Genomic DNA, 16286 nt, shown 5'->3' on the forward strand with positions numbered 1-16286 from the left:
CGGAGGCACGTCCGTGGGAGCCCCAGCGCGCCCCCGGGTGTGGCCGCCCCGCGCCGGTGTGCCGGCCCCACGGTGAACGGTTGAACGGATCAAGAACCCGCACCGATCAGGGAGTTGCAGCACCTATGCGCCCCAGCACAGCGGTGAAGCAGACCCACGACCAGCACCGTCCGCACGGGAACCAGACCCACCAGCACCCGCACGACGACGCCCCCGACACCTCGGCCGACTTCCACAGGCTCAGCGAGCTCGACGCCCTGCCCGCCCCCTCCGCCCGCGACGAGGCCGAGAAGGAGCGGCTGCGCGAGGACATCGTGCACGCCTGGCTGCCCATGGCCGACCGCCTCGCAGGCCGCTTCCGCAACCGCGGCGAGTCCTACGACGACCTGCGGCAGGTCGCCGCCCTCGGCCTCGTGAAGGCCGTGGACCGCTACGACCCGGCGCACGGCTCCGCCTTCGAGAGCTACGCCGTGCCCACCGTCACCGGCGAGATCAAGCGCCACTTCCGCGACCACACCTGGACCCTGCACGTCCCGCGCCGCGTCCAGGACCTGCGCAACCGCGTACGGTTCGCCCGCCAGGAGCTGTCCCAGAGCATCGCGGGCCGCGCCCCGACCGTCGCCGAGATCGCCGAGCACGCCGGCCTCACCGAGGACGAGACCCGCACCGGCCTCGAAGCCCTGGAGAGCTACACCGCGCTGTCCCTCGACGCCGAGATGTCCGGCAGCGACGACGGATACACCCTGCGGGACGCCATCGGCTCCGACGACCCGGCGCTCGACGTCGTCGTCGACCGCGAGGCCGTCAAGCCCGAGCTGCGCCAACTGCCCGAGCGCGAGCGGGACATCCTCTACATGCGCTTCTTCGGCGACATGACGCAGAGCCGCATAGCCGAGCAGCTCGGCATCTCGCAGATGCACGTCTCCCGGCTCCTCAACCGCTGCTGCGCCCGCATCCGCGACCGCGCGGAGCGCCGGGAAGCGGCCTGAGGCACACACGAGGCGACCGGCCCGCGCCCGCCCACCCACGCGGGCACGCTCCGGTCCCCGAAGAGCGCCCGCTCGCGTGCGGCCGGGGGCGGTCGGCGCCGGTCAGGCTTCGACGACCGCACGGCGCCGGGCACACCGGCGGCCCGCCCGAGGAGCCACCCGTACGCACCTCGCGCCCAGCCCGCGCCCCGCCGCCCAGGCCCGACGCCGCACCGCACGAGCCCGCGACCGCGCGGAGCGTCGGGAAGCGGTCTGAGCGGCACACGCGGCGAACTGAGCGGCAGCCCGGGCGACTTCGCCCGTACGCGGGACCGCCCGCGCCGCGCCCGGGGCCCGACGGCCGCACCGCCCACCCGCACCCGACAACACCCGGACCTGCCAGCCCCGCTCACCCGTGCGGGCACGGGCGGGTCCCTGAAGGGCGCCCGTTCGCGCGCGGCCGGGGGCGGTCGGGGCCGGTCGGGCTTCGACGACCGCACGGCGCCGGGCGCACCGGCGGCCCACCCGAGGAGCCACCCGTACGCACCTCGCGACCAGCCCGCGCCCCACCGCTCGAGCCCGCGACCGCGCGGAGCGGCGGGAAGCGGCGTGAGGCACACGCGAGGCGACCGGCCCGCGCCCGCCCCGGCCGGTCAGGCTTCGACGGCCGCACGCCCCGGGTCCCTGCGCCCCACCGGGCGCACCGGCGGCCCGCCCGAGGAGCCACCCGTTCACACCTCGCGAGACCAGCCCGCGCCCCGCCGCCCGAGCCCGAGCCCACGCCGCGCCGTCCGGCCCGGGTGTGCGGACTGATCCCGGCCCGCCCGTATCAGCCGCCCCGTCCCGGGCATGGATACGGGCGGCGGCGCGCGTGCGCCCCGCACCCGCGCGGACGCCGTGCGCTGCGGCGGGGCGCGGACGGCGGTACGTATGGACGTACGGAATGGACGTACGGAAGCAGGCGGACGGACCGGCGGGCGCGCGGGCGCTCACGACTTCGCGGAGGCGGGCATGCGGCGGACGGACCCGGCGGGCCACGGACCCGTCCGCTACGCGCCGCCCGCGCCCGAGCCGGGACTCCCCGTGCTGCCCCGGCTCGCGGAGGTCCTGGCCGCGGCGGCCGACCGCGGGCCCGCCGAAGTGCCCGGCGGATCGATAGCGTTGCGGGAGGCGGCGAGCGGCTACTGGCGGCGCCGCGGTCTGACCGCCGACCCCGGCCACAGCGCGGCGGCGCCCGGCGCGGCCCCGCTGCTGCTCGCCGTGACCGCCGCGCTCGCCGGCGACGTGCTGCTGCCCCGGCCGTGCCCCGCCTGGTGGGCGCCCGCCGCCCGGCTCTTCGGCCGCCGCACCTACTCCGTGCCCACGCCCGCCGAGTGCGGCGGCGTCCCCGACCCGTACGCCCTGCTCGAAACCGTTCGGCGGGTGCGGGCCGAGGGCGGGCGGCCGCGGCTGCTGCTGCTCAGCGTCGCCGACGACCCGACCGCGACCGTGGCGCCGCCCGAGGTGCTGCACGAGACCGTGGAGGCCGCGCTCGGCGAGGGCCTGCACATCGTCTCCGACGAGACCTGGCGCGACACCCTGCACGACCCGCGCGACACCGTCCTCATCAGCCCCGCCGAGATGGCCCCCGCCCACGTCACCGTCCTCGCCGACCTCGCCGGCGGATTCCTGCCCGGCGACTGGCCCGCCGCGATCGCCCGTTTCCCCGACACCCCGGACGGCGCCGAGCTGCGCGCCCGCGCCCTGGACGCCCTGACCGGGCTCGGCGCGGTCGTCGCGGGCCCGGTCGCGGCCGCCGCCGCGTACGCCCTCGCGGAGCCCGACGAGGTCACCGCCCGCCGCGCCGCCGCCGTCTCCCTGCACGCGCGCGTGGCGGCCGCCGCGTACCGGCTCGTGCGGGACGCCGGGGCGTTCGCGCGTCCGCCGCAGGCCGGCCGGCACCTGTACGCGGACCTGGAGCCGCTGCGGGCCGCGCTCGCCCGGCGCGGCGTCGGCGACGCGATGGAGCTGGAGGACCACCTCACGCAGGAGCTCGGCACCCCCGTGCCCGGCGGGCACCGCTTCGGCGACGACCTGGCGGCCCTCCGCGTACGACTGCCGCTCGCCCCGCTCATCGGCGGCACCGCGCAGGAGCAGCTGGCGTCGCTCACCGCACTGGAGCCGCTCGAATTGCCGCACGTACAGGGAGCGTTGAGCATGTTCGGATCGGCCCTGGACGCGGTCCGGGACGCCGCACCACGAATGGAGCCGCCTCGATGACGCAGCAGTCCGAGTCGACGACCTCTCGTCCCGCGCAGGCCGCGCCCCCGGCCGGACCGCCCGCCGCCCACCCCGCAGCCCGACCCGTACCTCAATCCGCGCCCCAGTCCGCCGCACCGCCCGTCCTGCCGTCCGGGCCCGACCGGCTCGCCGAGCCTCGGCCGCTGGGGGAGGAGCGCCGCTGGCCCCGGTCGTTCGCGGACCGGCTGACCGCGCCGCTGCCCGGCGTGCAGGCCCTCGCCCGCTTCGCCCGCGAAGGCGCGACACGGCCCGACGCGGAGGGCCTCGCCGACATCCCGCTGCTGCCCTTCGAGCCCGGCCCCCTGCCCCGGCCCACCGCGACCGACCTGGCCGTCACCTGGGTCGGGCACGCCAGCTGGGTCGTCGGCATCGGCGGCCTGACCGTACTCACCGATCCCGTGTGGTCGCGCCGCATCCTCGGCATCCCGCCGCGCATCACCCCGGCGGGCGTGGCCTGGTCGGCGCTGCCCCGCGTGGACGCGGTCGTGATCAGCCACAACCACTACGACCACCTCGACGCCCCCACCCTGAAGCGGCTCCCGCGCGACACCCCGGTGTTCGTGCCGGCCGGGCTCGGCCGCTGGTTCCGGCGCCGCCGCTTCACCTGCGTGACCGAGCTCGACTGGTGGGAGGCGGCCCGCCTGGGAGGGGTCCGCTTCGACTTCGTGCCCGCCCACCACTGGTCCAAGCGCACCCTCACCGACACCTGCCGTTCCCTGTGGGGCGGTTGGGTCCTCACCGACCCGGCGGGCCGCAAGCTGTACTTCGCGGGCGACACCGGATACGGCCACTGGTTCGCCGAGATCGGCCGCCGCCACCCCGGCATCGACCTGGCGCTGCTGCCCATCGGCGCGTACGACCCGCGCTGGTGGCTCAGCGACGTCCACTGCGACCCGGAAGAGGCGGTCCGCGCGGTCACCGACCTCGGCGCGGCCCGCATGGCCCCGATGCACTGGGCGACGTTCCTGCTCTCCGCCGAGCCGGTCCTCGAACCGCTCCGCCGGGTCCGCCGCGCGTGGGCCCGGGCCGGCCACCGCCGCGAGGACCTGTGGGACCTGGGCGTCGGAGCGTCCCGCGTGCTGGCCCCGGACACCGGCACCGGCACCGAGACCGACACCGGCACTGAGACCAACACCGGCACCGAGACCGGCACCGGCACCGGCACCGGCACCGGCACCGAGACCGAGTCCCTGACCCCGCCCGGCCCCTGATTCCCCGTGGGCCTGCTTCTCGTACGCCCGACTACTCGTACGGGGACAAGCCCGCCGTCGTACAGGGGTACGGTCCTGTCATGTCTCCATCGACCGGCTCCGCCCAGCACCCCGTCACCGCCGACGACCTCGACCTCGCCGTGCAGTCGGCGGTCGCTGTCCTGCGCACCGCCCCCGGGGACGCCTGGCGGGGGAGGGCCGGTTCGCTGGAGTGGGACTGCTGGGAGACGGTCGAGCACCTCGCCGACGACCTGTTCGCGTACGCCGTCCAACTCGGGCCCAGGAAGCCGCCGTCGGCCGGTGAGGTGCCGTTCGTCTGGGAGAGCCGCAGGCCCGGCGGACCGGCCAACGCCGTGCACGCCGACCGCACGGCCGGGCCCGACGGGCTGCTACAGGTCCTGGAGGCGAGCGGCGCGCTGCTCGTCGCGATGGTCCGGACGACGCCGCCGGACACCCGCGCGTACCACGTCTTCGGCACCTCGGACCCCGAGGGCTTCGCCGCGATGGGCATCGTGGAGACCCTCGTCCACACCCACGACCTCGCCGAAGGCCTCGGCCTGCCCTGGGCACCGCCCGCCGACCTGTGCGCCCGCACACTCGCCCGCCTGTTCCCCGACGCGCCCGCCGACACGGCCCCGTGGCCGACGCTGCTCTGGGCCACGGGCCGTACGGAGCTGCCGGGCCACCCCCGTCGTACGAGCTGGCGCTGGGACGGGCGGCCCCGGGGCGAGCGGGGAACGCCGGCCTGAGCAGTCCCGGACCTACGCCTCTTCCGTACGTCCTACGCCTCCTCGGTGCGCGTACGCCGCATCCGCCGCCACACCGCCGGGCCCACGCTGATCAGCACCGTCAGAACGACCGCGGCCACCACGCCCTGCCACGGCTCGGGGAAGAGGGAGCCGCCGAGGATACCGATCACCTGGTACGTCGCCGCCCAGGCCAGGCAGGCCGGGGCGTTGCCGCGGACGAAGCCGCGCAGCGGCATCTTCGCGAGCAGACAGGCCAGCATCACCGGGATCCGGCCGGCGGGCACGAGCCGGGACAGGACGAGGACGGCCACGCCGTGCGCGTGCAGCTTCTCCTGCGCCTGCGTCAACCGCTCCTCGGGCGCCCGTTCGCGCAGCGCCCGCAGCCACCGCGAGCCGTTCCTCGACCGCAGGCCGCGCCGGCCCAGCCAGTACAGGCCGACGTCCCCGAGGAACGCCGCGCCCGCCGCCACCAGGAACACGAACAGCAGCGACAGCGGCGCCGAGTGATGGAACGCCACCACCGCCGCCGAACTCACCACCGCCCCCGTCGGCACGACCGGCACGAGCGCGCCGATCACCACGAGCAGGAACAACGACGGATAGCCGACCGCCTGCTGCGTCGACTCGGGCGGCACCACCGCCGTCCAGCCGGTCGCGAGCTGCTCCAACGCCCGTACGCCGAGGCTCACTTGGCGACCTCCGGGCGTACGCTCTCGCCGTGCGCGAGCCGGTGCACCGCCACCTCGGGGGCGAGCCGGGCCGCCTGGCGGGCGAACTCGTCGCCGGGCGCGTGGAATTCGTGCGGCCGGACCGCGTCCAGGCCGATCGGCCAGTACGTGCCGTAGTGCACCGGCACCGCCGCGCGCGGCCCGATCCGGGCCAGGGCCACCGCCGCCCGGCCCGCGTCCAGATGGCCGTGCCCCAGGTACGGGCCCCAGCCGCCGACCGGCAGCAGCGCCACGTCCACCTCCCCGACCTCGTCCGCGAGCGAGTCGAACAGGCCGGTGTCACCCGCGAAATACGTCCGCGCCGCGCCGGTCACGACGAAGCCGAGCGCCGGGCAGCGGTGCGGGCCGACAGGCAGCCGCCGCCCGTCGTGCAGCGCGGGCACCGCCCGTACCGTCACATCCCCGACGCGCACCTCGTCGCCCGGCGCCACCTCCGTGACGTCCAGGCCGGGCAGCCGGCGCAGCCCCGGCACCGCGGCCCGCGCGCCGAGCGGCACCAACAGGCGGGTGCCGGGGGAGAGTTGGGCGAGCGACGGCAGATGCAGATGGTCGGCGTGCAGATGGGACACCAGGGCGACGTCGGCGCTGCGGGCGCTCGGCGCGGGCGGCCGGCCGCGGCGGCGGCGCAGATGCGCGAGCCGGCGCGCGAACAGCGGGTCCGTGAGCACCCGCACGCCCGCGTCCTCGACCGTGCACGTGGCATGCCCCCACCAGGTGATCTCCACCGCCACCGACGGCCTCCCTCCACGCTCACCCGCACGGCGTCCCGTACGGCGCTCGTACGGTGCTCGTGCCTCGCTTGCACGGCGCCCGCACGGCACTGCTCCGAGCCTACGGCGAGTAGTAGGGTCGGCGGCGGAGCCGGAGGCCGGGCGGAGGAGGGGCGGCATGGGGGAGCTGAGGGTGGCGGCCATCGCCAGCCTGACCCCGCTGGAGGAGCTGGACCGGGACCCGTTCCTGGTGGACTCCCGCAGCCAGTACGCGATGTGCGCCCGCTGGGCCGCCGACCGGGGATACGTGGTGACACGCGAACTCCTCGTGCACCGGCTGCGCGCCGACCACCTCAGCCTGTGGACGGACGTGGAGGCGGGCCTCGTCGACCTGTTCGTCACGCCGAGCCGCCGCGTCCTCGAACGTGCCCTCGCCTCGGCGGACGCGTTCGTGAGCGAGTGTGCGCGGCGGGGAGTGCGGTTGGAGACGGCGGGGCTCGACGAGCCGGCGTACGACGCGGAGATGAAGGCTCAGGTGCACCGGCGGCTCTCGATGCCGACGGCGGGGTACGACGGCTGCTGACCCCAGGGGGCTCCGCCCCCGGCCCCCCCGCTCCTCAATCGCCGGAGGGGCTCCATCCGGGTCGGTTGTTCGTCTGCGGCTTTCGTCGTGGTTGCTCGCGCAGTTCCCCGCGCCCCTGACGGGGCACGCCCCTGCCCCCTCGGCCCGTCACCCGGCTCCGGCGCCGCCGTGGTTCCTCGCGCAGTTCCCCGCGCCCCTATCGGGGCATGGACACCCGCCCCGCCCCTCCCGCCCCGCCGCCGCTGTGGGCAGGCGTTCCGCAGGGCGGAACGGGTGGGCACAGCGGCCACCACGACGGCGCCGCAGACGAACGACCCCCCGGAGGGGAGGCGCAGGTCGGCGTGGGGCGTGGCACGCTGGGACCGGGGTCGTCGGCACGTGAGGTGGACGTGGGTGAGGGCAGGTGGGCGCGGGCCGGCAGGTCCGCGTGGCGCATCGGCGCCGTATGGGCGATCAGCACCGTCACGATGCTCGTCCTCGCCGGCCTCCTCCCCGACTTCCGCCTCCAGTCCGCCGCCGGCGACAGCGCCACCCGCATCGGCGTCACCGCGGCCATCGGCGCCGGCGTCTTCGGCCTGCTCACCGCTCTCGTCTGGCCGCTGATCGTCCGCGCGCTGCTGCTCGTACCGGCCCTGGTCCTCGGCCTGTTGGTGTTCTTCCTCAACGGCTCGCTGCTGCTCGTGGCGCTCAGTCTGATCCCGGACGGGCGTGGCGAGGCCGACCCGGAGACCGCCGTGGTCGTGGCGGCCGTGATGTCCGCCGTGGCGTCGGCCGCGTCCACGGCGCTCGCCGTCCGGGACGACACCGCGTACCGCCGCAGGCTCTACCGGCTCGCCGACCGGCGCCGCAGACGGGCCGTCGCGGTCGCCGGGCCGCGCACCCCCGGCACCGTGTTCCTGCAGCTCGACGGCGTCGGCCACGACGTCCTGCGGGACGCCGTCGACGAAGGGCTGATGCCGACCGTCGCGAGCTGGCTCGGCCACGGCCCCGACGGGCACGCCACCCCGCCCACCCACCGCCTCACCCCATGGCGCACCGACTGGTCCAGTCAGACCGGCGCCAGCCAGCTCGGCATCCTGCACGGCTCCAACCACGACGTCCCCGCCTTCCGCTGGTACGAGAAGGACACCGGCGAGGTCGTCGTCTGCAACCGTCCGTCCAGCGCCGCCGAACTGCAGCGCCGGGCCGTCGCCCGGGCCGGGGACGCGGGCCTGCTCACCGTCGACGGCGCCAGCCGCGGCAACCTGTTCAGCGGCGGCGCCGACCAGCTCGCCCTGGTCCTGTCCGTGTCCGCCCGCCGGGGCCGCGCCAACCGCTCCCGCGCCGGGTACTTCGCGTACTTCTCCGACCCCGCCAACGCCGTCCGCACCGCGATGTCCTTCGTCGCCGAGGTGGTCCGCGAACTCGGCCAGTCCACCCGCGCCCGGCTGCGCCGGACCCGCCCGAGGGTGGGCCGCGGCGGGCTCTACCCGTTCGTGCGGGCCTTCGCGACGGTCGTCGAGCGGGACGTCGTCGTGGCCGCGGTCATCGGCGACATGCTCGCCGGCCGCAGCGCGATCTACGCGGACCTCGTGGCGTACGACGAGGTGGCGCACCACTCCGGGCCGCGCAGCGCGGACGCCGAGCAGGTCCTCGCCCGCCTCGACCGGTCCATCGCGCTGCTCGCCAAGGTCGCCGAGCACGCGCCGCGCCCGTACCGCATCGTGCTGCTCTCCGACCACGGCCAGAGCCCGGGCGAGACGTTCCGGTCCCGGTACGGCCTGACCCTCGGCGACCTCGTGCGGGCCGGCTGCGGGCTGCCCGTGCCGCGTCGGGCCCGGCGCACCCACAGCGGCGCGGAGGCGCGGGCCGCCGTACGGGCCGCGCTGCGCCGGCCGGTCGAGGAGGGCGCCGAGGAGCGGCGGCCCGCGAAGGGCCGCGAGCCCGTCGTCCTGGCCTCCGGCAACCTCGGCCTGGTGTCCTTCCCGGACGTGCGCGGCCGGATGAGCCGGGAGCAGATCGACCGCCGCCACCCCGCCCTGCTGCCCACCCTCGCCAACCATCCGGGCATCGGATTCCTGCTCGTCCGCAGCGAGGAGCACGGCCCACTGGTGCTCGGCGCGCGCGGCGCCGAGATCCGCCTCGACGAGCTCCCCGACGACCCGGAGCCCGGTGAACTCCCCGAGCCGCTCCGGGAGTTCGGGCCGGAGGCGGTCGCGGCGGTGCGCCGCACGGACGGCTTCCCGCACGTCGCGGACATCATGGTCAACTCCTCGTACGAGCCGTACGCGGAGGGTGCGTCCGGCGACGGGGAAGTGCTCGCCTTCGAGGAGCAGATCGGCTCGCACGGCGGGCTCGGCGGCGCCCAGGGCCGGCCCTTCCTCCTGTCCCCGTACACGCTCTCCCCGCCCGCCGCCGACGGGGCGGAACCCGTCGGCGCCGAGCAGGTGCACCGGGTGCTGCGGCGCTGGCTCCGGGAGGCGGCGGACGGGCCGCAGATCCCGCTGAGCGTCGAACGGCCCCCGCACGGGGGTGCGGAGAATCCGCGCCCGGGCGAACCCGCGGAAGAACAATTTGCGGCCGACGACCGCGCCGTGGAGGACAAAACGCACTGATTTGGTGCAGCGTTCAACGTGCCTGACCATGGGCCGTCGCCCGGCGATCCCGAGCGGCCCCAGCACAACGAGAGGCGCACCACCCCATGCACGACACCGGAACCGCATCGACGCCGGCTCCGGCAGACCGAGGCGAAGCCGCGGCCATCGAGCTCCCCCAGCTACCGCTGGGAGGTGCCCCCAGCGGCGAGATCGGCAAGCACGCCCGCCGCTTCGGACTTCCCATCGCCACCTGCCTGGTCATGGGCAACATCATCGGCGGCGGAATCTTCCGCCTGCCGCACGATGTCGCCGCCTACGGCACCATCAGCCTCGTCGCCTTCGCCGTGCTCACGGTCGGCGCGATCGCCCTCGCCCTGGTCTTCGGCCGGCTCGCCCAGCGCGACCCGCGCACCGGCGGCCCGTACGTCTACGCCCGCGAGGCCTTCGGCGACTTCGCCGGGTTCCTCGCCGCCTGGTCGTACTGGATCACCTCCTGGGTCTCCAACGCCGCGCTCGCCGTCGGCGCCGTCGGCTACCTCAACCTGCTGATCGACATCGACGGCCACTGGTGGACGATGGGCCTCGCCGCGCTCGTCATCCAGTGGCTCCCCGGCCTCGCCAACCTCGCGGGCACGCGGTACGTGGGGGCGGTCCAACTCGTCGCGACCGTACTGAAGTTCGCGCCGCTGCTGCTCGTCGCCGTCGGCGGACTCTTCTTCTTCGACGCGGACAACCTCGGCCCCTTCCAGGCCGACCCGGACGCGAGCCCCGTCGGCGCGGTCTCGGCCGCCGCCGCGCTGCTGCTGTTCAGCTACCTCGGCGTGGAGTCCGCCGCCGTCAGCGCCGGCGAGGTCCGCGACCCGCGACGCAACGTCGGCCGCGCCACGATCCTCGGCGTGCTCGGCGCCGCATTCGTCTACCTGCTCGGCACGCTCGCCGTCTTCGGCACGGTCCCGCACGAGCGGCTGACGTCCAGCGAGGCGCCGTTCTCGGACGCGGTGAACGCGATGTTCGGCGGTACGTGGGGCGGCTCGCTCGTCGCCGTCGCCGCCGTGGTGTCGATCCTCGGCGCGCTCAACGGCTGGACGCTGCTCAGCGCCCAGGCGCCGTTCGCCGCGGCGAAGGACGGGCTGTTCCCGAGCGTGTTCCTGAAGAAGCAGCGCGGCGTGCCCACGACGGGTGTCGTGATCACCGTGATCCTCGCCTCGCTCCTCACCGTCTACAACTACGCCTCCGGCGGCGGCAACGGCGACGCCGAGGTGTTCACGCTCCTCGTCACGGTCACGACGTTCATGGCGACGGTCCCGTACCTCCTCGCCACCGCCGCCCAGATCTACTACCTCCTCTCCGGCCGCCGCGACCGAGTCCACCGCTCCCGCCTCGTCCGCGACGCGGTGATCTCGGCGATCGCCTGCGGCTTCTCCCTCTGGCTGGTCGGCGGCGCGGGCTACCAGGCCGTGTACCAGGGCGTGATCTTCCTGTTCCTGGGTGTGGTGGTGTACGCGGTGATGTCGGGCCGCAAGAAGGCCCGAGCACCCCAAGAGCACTGACCGCAGGGCCGATTGAGGACCTCGCACGACCGCCACCTGAGCTCGTACGGGCCCTGCCCCTGCCCCTGCACCGAACCCAGGAGCCCCCTTGCCCCGAAATCCCCGCCCACAGGCCGCCCAGCCGACCGCCCCAGGGACGCGGCAGCCGGACCTGTCCACCCAGCTGGAGGTCCTCGCCTGGGCGGTGGCCGGGGTCACGGCCTGGGTGCTCCTGTACCTCACGCTGAAGCAGGGCAGCTTCCAGTGGCTCGGCGTCCTCAACGTGCTCACCGCCTTCTTCGGCCTGTTCGCGTCCCTCAACGCCCGCCGCCTCGCCCGCCCCACCCTGGCCCACGCGGGCCGCATCGCAGGGGCGACGACCCTGGTGGCACTCGTGGCGGCACTGGCCCTCGCCGGGTAGCACGCGCCGGGTGACACTCGCCTGGGCTCACCGATCGCGGTCCCGGCCGTGGGGACCCCGGCGTCGCACGGTGCACGCCGGGTGAGGGGGCGGCTTAGGCTTCCCTCGACCGGTCATCGTCGCCCGACCCTGGAGTGCAGCCCCGTGTTCGACCCCGCCCCCGAGTACCCGTACGCCGAAAGCCTCGACGCCGAAGGGACGCCCGCGCCGCACCCTCTGCTCGCACCCGTGCTCGGGCTGCTCGGGGAGTGGCGGGGGCGCGGGGAGGGCGGGTATCCGACGCTGGACGGGGACTTCTCGTACGCGCAGGAAGTGCGGTTCAGCCACGACGGGCGGCCGTTTCTGCGGTACGAGGCGCGGGCCTGGCTGCTCGGGCCCGACGACGCCCCGCTGCGCCCGGCCGCGCGGGAGAGCGGCTGGTGGCGGCTGCAGCCCGACGGCCGGGTCGAGGCCCTGATCACGCAGCCCACCGGCATCGCCGAGATCGCCTCCGGCCACGCCTCCGACGGCACGGTCGACCTCGCGACGGACCAGGTGGCGACCACCTCCACCGCCAAGGACGTCGAGTCCACCCGCCGCCGCTACACCCTGGCCGACCCCGACACCCTCACCTTCACCCACGACCTCGCGGCGGTCGGCCAACCGCTGCAACACCACCTCTCGGCCCACCTCCACCGCCTGCCCTAGGCGCGCCGCGCAGGTCCGCCTCGATCTCCGCCGCCGTGCGGACGAGCGCGAACCCCTTGCGCAGGACGGCCAGTTCGGGCTCCTGCCTGGTCTCGTCGTCCGTGGCCGTGACATCGGAGCCGAACACCACGTGGTAGCCGCGCTCGTACGCCTGGCGGGCCGTCGTGCCGCAGCAGTAGTTGGTGAGTGTGCCCGTGACGATCACCGTGTCCCGGCCGAGGTTGCGCAGCATCGTGTCCAACGGGGTGTCGTAGAACGCGCCGTACGACGGCTTGCGGATCAGCGGCTCGTCGTCCCGCCGCCCGAGCTCGGCCCACACCTCTGCAGGTCCGGGCCGCCGCCAGTCGGAGGCGCCGTGCGGGAGGGAACGCAGCGCGCGCGGGCGGTCGAGGCCCAGGTGGGTGTCGTCGAAGACCGTCCACACGACCGGTAGCCCCAGCTCCCGGCAGGCATCCACGAGCCGTCCGAGCCGCGGCGCCATCCGGGTCGCCGCGGGCACCCAGTACGGGCTCCACCCGGGCCGTACGAACTCGTCCTGCATGTCGATCACGAGCAGCGCGGTCCGCTCCGGCCGCACGTCGAACTCCGCCCGCCCGTGCTCGTACGCGTGCCGCGCGCGGGCGAGCACCCACTCCTCGCTGTACGTGGACATGTCCCGTACCCCCTCGTCCCCGAACATGTGCCTCGAATCGAGGTACCTCGATTCGATGTGCGAGGGTAGCAGCATGCTGGAACTCGCGATCCTGGGATTCCTGGCCGAGGGGCCGCTGCACGGGTACCAACTGCGCCGCCGCATCGCCCGGTTGTCCGGCCATGCCCGCCCCGTCAGCGACGGCAGCCTCTACCCGGCGATCAACCGCCTGGTCGCCGCCGGTCTGCTCGACCGGCGCACCGAACCCGGCGCCTCCGCGGCCCGCCGGCACACGCTGAGCCTCACCGCGGCGGGCCGCGAGAAGCTGCTGCGGCGGCTGCGCGAGCCGGAGCCGCTGGACATCAGCGACGGCACCCGCTTCTTCACCGTCCTCGCCTTCCTCTCCCTGCTCCCGGACGCCGCCGAGCAGCACGCCGTGCTCCGCCGCCGCCTCGCCTTCCTCGACGAGCCGGCGAGCTTCTTCCACGACGGCGGGGACGGCGACCGGCCCCTGGCCGCCGAGGAGACGACCGACCCGTACCGCCGCGGCATGCTGCTGCTCGCGCGGGCCGCCAGCCGCACCGAGCGGGAGTGGCTGCGGGGTGTCCTCGGCGAGGGAGAGGCGGGGCACGCGGCGCGCCTTTCGGGTATGTAGTGTCCGGTCGGCTCCGGTGTGGTGCGATGGGGGAGGCGCTCTCGTAGCGCTCGTACCGTCCGCAGAGGAAGGAACCGTCGTGGCCACGATGCGCACCGCGCACACCGTCTGGGAAGGCAACCTGCTGGAGGGCTCCGGCAAGGTCGCGCTCGACTCGTCGGGGATCGGGCAGTACCCGGTGTCCTGGCCGTCCCGGGCTGAGGAGCCGAACGGAAAGACCAGCCCGGAGGAGCTGATCGCCGCCGCGCACTCCAGCTGCTTCTCCATGGCGCTCTCGCACGGCCTGAGCCAGGCCGGCACCCCGCCCACCAGGCTCGTCACGCAGGCGGAGGTCACCTTCCAGCCGGGTGAGGGCATCACCGGCATCCTGCTGATCGTCGAGGGCGAGGTGCCCGGACTCGACCAGCCCGCGTTCCTGAAGGCCGCCGAGGACGCCAAGGCGAACTGCCCGGTCAGCCAGGCGCTCAAGGGCACGGAGATCTCCCTCAGGGCGCAGCTCTCCTCCTGACCTCCCGCCCCGCACTGCCGCCGCCCCGCCCCTCCACCGGGCCGGGCCGGCGGCAGTGGTGCGTCCGGGCCGTGGGTACGCCCGTACCCGGGCGCCCGTACGTCGCCGGATCGAGGCATTGACATCCCGGTACTCAAGTTTTGTGCTGGATGTATGGAAGTGGACTGATCCGGGGCCCGGAAGGGGACTGTCATGGCACGTGCGGTCGGGATCGATCTCGGTACGACGAACAGCGTGGTCGCGGTCCTCGAAGGCGGCGAGCCCACCGTCGTCGCCAACGCCGAGGGGGCACGCACCACCCCCTCCGTCGTGGCCTTCGCGAAGAACGGCGAGGTCCTCGTCGGCGAGGTCGCCAAGCGGCAGGCCGTGACCAACGTGGAGCGCACCGCCCGCTCCATGAAGCGCCACATGGGCGACGCGGACTGGCGGTTCCCCGAGCAGGGGCAGGTCGACGGCAGCCGTTTCACCCCGCAGGAGCTGTCGGCCCGCGTCCTGCAGAAACTGAAGCGGGACGCGGAGGCGTACCTCGGGGAGAACGTCACGGACGCCGTCGTCACCGTGCCCGCCTACTTCGACGACCACCAGCGGCAGGCCACCAAGGAGGCCGGGGAGATCGCGGGCCTGAACGTCCTCAGGATCATCAACGAGCCGACCGCCGCCGCCCTCGCGTACGGGCTCGACCGGGGCGACGAGCAGACCGTCCTGGTCTTCGACCTGGGCGGCGGCACCTTCGACGTGTCGCTCCTGGAGATCGGCGACGGCGTCATCGAGGTCAAGGCCACCAACGGCGACACCCGCCTCGGCGGCGACGACTGGGACCAGCGGATCGTCGACCACCTCGTACGGCAGTTCAAGAACGCCAACGGGATCGACCTCGCCCAGGACAAGATGGCCCTGCAGCGGCTGCGGGAGGCCGCCGAGAAGGCGAAGATCGAACTGTCCGCGGCCGGTGAGACCCAGGTCAACCTGCCGTACGTGACCGCCTCCGAGGCCGGGCCGCTGCACCTGGAGGAGAAGCTGACGCGGCCTCAGTTCCAGGAGTTGACGGGGGAGTTGCTGGAGCGGTGCAAGGCGCCGTTCCACCAGGCGATCAAGGACGCGGGGATCGAGCTCGGCGACGTCGACCACGTCATCCTCGTCGGCGGCTCCACCCGCATGCCCGCCGTCACTGAACTCGTCAAGGACCTCACCGGCAAGGAGCCGCACAAGGGCGTCAACCCCGACGAGGTCGTCGCCGTGGGCGCGGCTTTGCAGGCGGGCGTCATCCGCGGCGACGTGAAGGACGTACTGCTGCTCGACGTGACGCCGCTGTCCCTCGGCATCGAGACCAAGGGCGGCATCATGACCAAGCTGATCGAGCGCAACACGACGATCCCCACGCGCCGTTCGGAGGTCTTCACGACCGCCGCCGACAACCAGCCGTCGGTCGGCATCCAGGTCTTCCAGGGCGAGCGGGAGATCGCCGCGTACAACAAGAAGCTCGGCGTGTTCGACCTGACCGGGCTGCCGCCCGCGCCGCGCGGGGTGCCGCAGATCGAGGTGACGTTCGACATCGACGCGGACGGGATCATGCACGTCTCCGCGAAGGACCTCGCCACCGGGCGCGAGCAGAAGATGACGGTCACGGGCGGGTCCGCGCTCCCGAAGGACGACATCGACCGCATGATGCGGGACGCCGAGCAGTACGCCGACGAGGACCGGCGCCGCCGGGAGGCCGCCGAGACACGCAACGAGGCGGAGCAACTCGCGTACCAGACCGAGCGGTTCCTGCGGGAGAACGGGGAGAGGGTGCCGGAGGGGACGCGCGCTGAGGTGACGGAGGCGCTCACCGAGCTGAAGTCCTGGCTCGACGCGGAGGACACGTCCCCCGACGCGCTGCGCGCCGCCGCCGACAAGCTGTCCGCCGCGGCCCAGCGGATGGGGCAGGCGATGTACGCGGCCCCGCAGGGGGAGGCGCGGGAACGGCAGACTTCGGACGAGGAGGAGGTCGTGGACGCGGAGGTGGTGGACGAGGAGAAGAAGTAATCCCCTCCCCGCCCCTTCCCGAAGT

Annotated in this window: 15 protein-coding genes; 12 read left to right on the forward strand and 3 right to left on the reverse strand. The window is 74.6% G+C overall.

Translation table 11 applies throughout. The features are described from left to right. Window positions 1-125 precede the first annotated feature (125 nt). From ACIDOF_RS29620 to ACIDOF_RS29635, 4 genes are all read left to right on the forward strand, one after another. The gene (locus tag ACIDOF_RS29620; RefSeq protein WP_409009215.1) at window positions 126-989 is read left to right on the forward strand and encodes an RNA polymerase sigma factor SigF; all 864 of its coding nucleotides are present in this window, start codon (window positions 126-128) and stop codon (window positions 987-989) included. Window positions 990-1979: 990 nt separating this feature from the next. Then, on the forward strand, window positions 1980-3227 hold the full coding sequence (locus ACIDOF_RS29625; RefSeq protein WP_409009216.1) for an aminotransferase class I/II-fold pyridoxal phosphate-dependent enzyme: 1248 nt from the start codon (window positions 1980-1982) through the stop codon (window positions 3225-3227). Next, entirely contained in the window at window positions 3224-4459 is a 1236-nt protein-coding gene (locus tag ACIDOF_RS29630) for an MBL fold metallo-hydrolase (protein ID WP_409009217.1), read from the forward strand. The genes ACIDOF_RS29625 and ACIDOF_RS29630 overlap by 4 nt, the downstream gene beginning before the upstream one ends. A gap of 80 nt (window positions 4460-4539) precedes the next feature. Further along, entirely contained in the window at window positions 4540-5208 is a 669-nt protein-coding gene (locus ACIDOF_RS29635) for a hypothetical protein (RefSeq protein WP_409009218.1), read from the forward strand. Window positions 5209-5240: 32 nt separating this feature from the next. On the opposite strand, the gene ACIDOF_RS29640 is transcribed toward ACIDOF_RS29635, so the two are convergent. Both ACIDOF_RS29640 and ACIDOF_RS29645 read right to left on the reverse strand, forming a co-directional pair. Further along, entirely contained in the window at window positions 5241-5897 is a 657-nt protein-coding gene (locus ACIDOF_RS29640) for a DedA family protein (RefSeq protein ID WP_409009219.1), read from the reverse strand. Next, entirely contained in the window at window positions 5894-6667 is a 774-nt protein-coding gene (locus ACIDOF_RS29645) for an MBL fold metallo-hydrolase (RefSeq protein WP_409009220.1), read from the reverse strand. The genes ACIDOF_RS29640 and ACIDOF_RS29645 overlap by 4 nt, the downstream gene beginning before the upstream one ends. Before the next feature lie 157 nt (window positions 6668-6824). Between ACIDOF_RS29645 and ACIDOF_RS29650 the strand changes: the two genes are divergently transcribed. From ACIDOF_RS29650 to ACIDOF_RS29670, 5 genes are all read left to right on the forward strand, one after another. Beyond that, complete coding sequence (locus tag ACIDOF_RS29650) at window positions 6825-7229, forward strand: hypothetical protein (RefSeq protein WP_409009221.1); 405 nt, start codon at window positions 6825-6827, stop codon at window positions 7227-7229. 389 nt (window positions 7230-7618) lie between these two features. Further along, window positions 7619-9823 carry a phage holin family protein gene (locus ACIDOF_RS29655; protein WP_409009222.1) on the forward strand — a complete coding sequence of 735 codons (2205 nt, stop codon included), beginning with the start codon at window positions 7619-7621 and terminating at the stop codon, window positions 9821-9823. An 86-nt stretch (window positions 9824-9909) separates the two neighbouring features. Continuing rightward, window positions 9910-11355, forward strand: a complete 1446-nt coding sequence (locus ACIDOF_RS29660; protein ID WP_409009223.1) for an amino acid permease — start codon at window positions 9910-9912, stop codon at window positions 11353-11355. Between the two features lie 88 nt (window positions 11356-11443). Further along, window positions 11444-11755, forward strand: a complete 312-nt coding sequence (locus ACIDOF_RS29665; protein WP_409009224.1) for a hypothetical protein — start codon at window positions 11444-11446, stop codon at window positions 11753-11755. Window positions 11756-11899: 144 nt separating this feature from the next. Continuing rightward, a complete protein-coding gene (locus ACIDOF_RS29670) occupies window positions 11900-12442 on the forward strand; it encodes an FABP family protein (protein WP_409009225.1) in 543 nt (180 codons plus the stop codon). On the opposite strand, the gene ACIDOF_RS29675 is transcribed toward ACIDOF_RS29670, so the two are convergent. Continuing rightward, a complete protein-coding gene (locus tag ACIDOF_RS29675; RefSeq protein ID WP_409009226.1) occupies window positions 12369-13094 on the reverse strand; it encodes an isochorismatase family cysteine hydrolase in 726 nt (241 codons plus the stop codon). The genes ACIDOF_RS29670 and ACIDOF_RS29675 overlap by 74 nt on opposite strands. 73 nt (window positions 13095-13167) lie before the next feature. Here ACIDOF_RS29675 and ACIDOF_RS29680 point away from each other — a divergent pair, with 73 nt between their 5' ends. The 3 genes from ACIDOF_RS29680 to dnaK all read left to right on the forward strand — a co-directional run bounded on the left by ACIDOF_RS29680 (window position 13168) and on the right by dnaK (window position 16261). After that, window positions 13168-13728, forward strand: a complete 561-nt coding sequence (locus ACIDOF_RS29680) for a PadR family transcriptional regulator (RefSeq protein ID WP_409009227.1) — start codon at window positions 13168-13170, stop codon at window positions 13726-13728. A gap of 79 nt (window positions 13729-13807) precedes the next feature. After that, window positions 13808-14236 (forward strand): OsmC family protein, encoded by a 429-nt coding sequence (locus ACIDOF_RS29685; protein ID WP_409009228.1) that lies wholly within the window; start codon window positions 13808-13810, stop codon window positions 14234-14236. A gap of 192 nt (window positions 14237-14428) precedes the next feature. After that, entirely contained in the window at window positions 14429-16261 is a 1833-nt protein-coding gene (dnaK, locus tag ACIDOF_RS29690; RefSeq protein WP_409009229.1) for a molecular chaperone DnaK, read from the forward strand. Window positions 16262-16286 lie beyond the last annotated feature (25 nt).

Source organism: Streptomyces sp. Da 82-17 (assembly GCF_046098215.1).
Lineage (GTDB): Bacteria > Actinomycetota > Actinomycetes > Streptomycetales > Streptomycetaceae > Streptomyces.

What these genes read in the sequence shown, in the direction of transcription:
- ACIDOF_RS29620 (WP_409009215.1), top strand. Translation starts at nt 126, where the DNA reads ATGCGCCCCAGCACAGCGGTGAAGCAGACCCACGACCAGCACCGTCCG.
- ACIDOF_RS29625 (WP_409009216.1), top strand. Translation starts at nt 1,980, where the DNA reads ATGCGGCGGACGGACCCGGCGGGCCACGGACCCGTCCGCTACGCGCCG.
- ACIDOF_RS29630 (WP_409009217.1), top strand. Translation starts at nt 3,224, where the DNA reads ATGACGCAGCAGTCCGAGTCGACGACCTCTCGTCCCGCGCAGGCCGCG.
- ACIDOF_RS29635 (WP_409009218.1), top strand. Translation starts at nt 4,540, where the DNA reads ATGTCTCCATCGACCGGCTCCGCCCAGCACCCCGTCACCGCCGACGAC.
- ACIDOF_RS29650 (WP_409009221.1), top strand. Translation starts at nt 6,825, where the DNA reads ATGGGGGAGCTGAGGGTGGCGGCCATCGCCAGCCTGACCCCGCTGGAG.
- ACIDOF_RS29660 (WP_409009223.1), top strand. Translation starts at nt 9,910, where the DNA reads ATGCACGACACCGGAACCGCATCGACGCCGGCTCCGGCAGACCGAGGC.
- ACIDOF_RS29675 (WP_409009226.1), bottom strand. Translation starts at nt 13,094, where the DNA reads ATGTCCACGTACAGCGAGGAGTGGGTGCTCGCCCGCGCGCGGCACGCG.
- ACIDOF_RS29680 (WP_409009227.1), top strand. Translation starts at nt 13,168, where the DNA reads ATGCTGGAACTCGCGATCCTGGGATTCCTGGCCGAGGGGCCGCTGCAC.
- dnaK (WP_409009229.1), top strand. Translation starts at nt 14,429, where the DNA reads ATGGCACGTGCGGTCGGGATCGATCTCGGTACGACGAACAGCGTGGTC.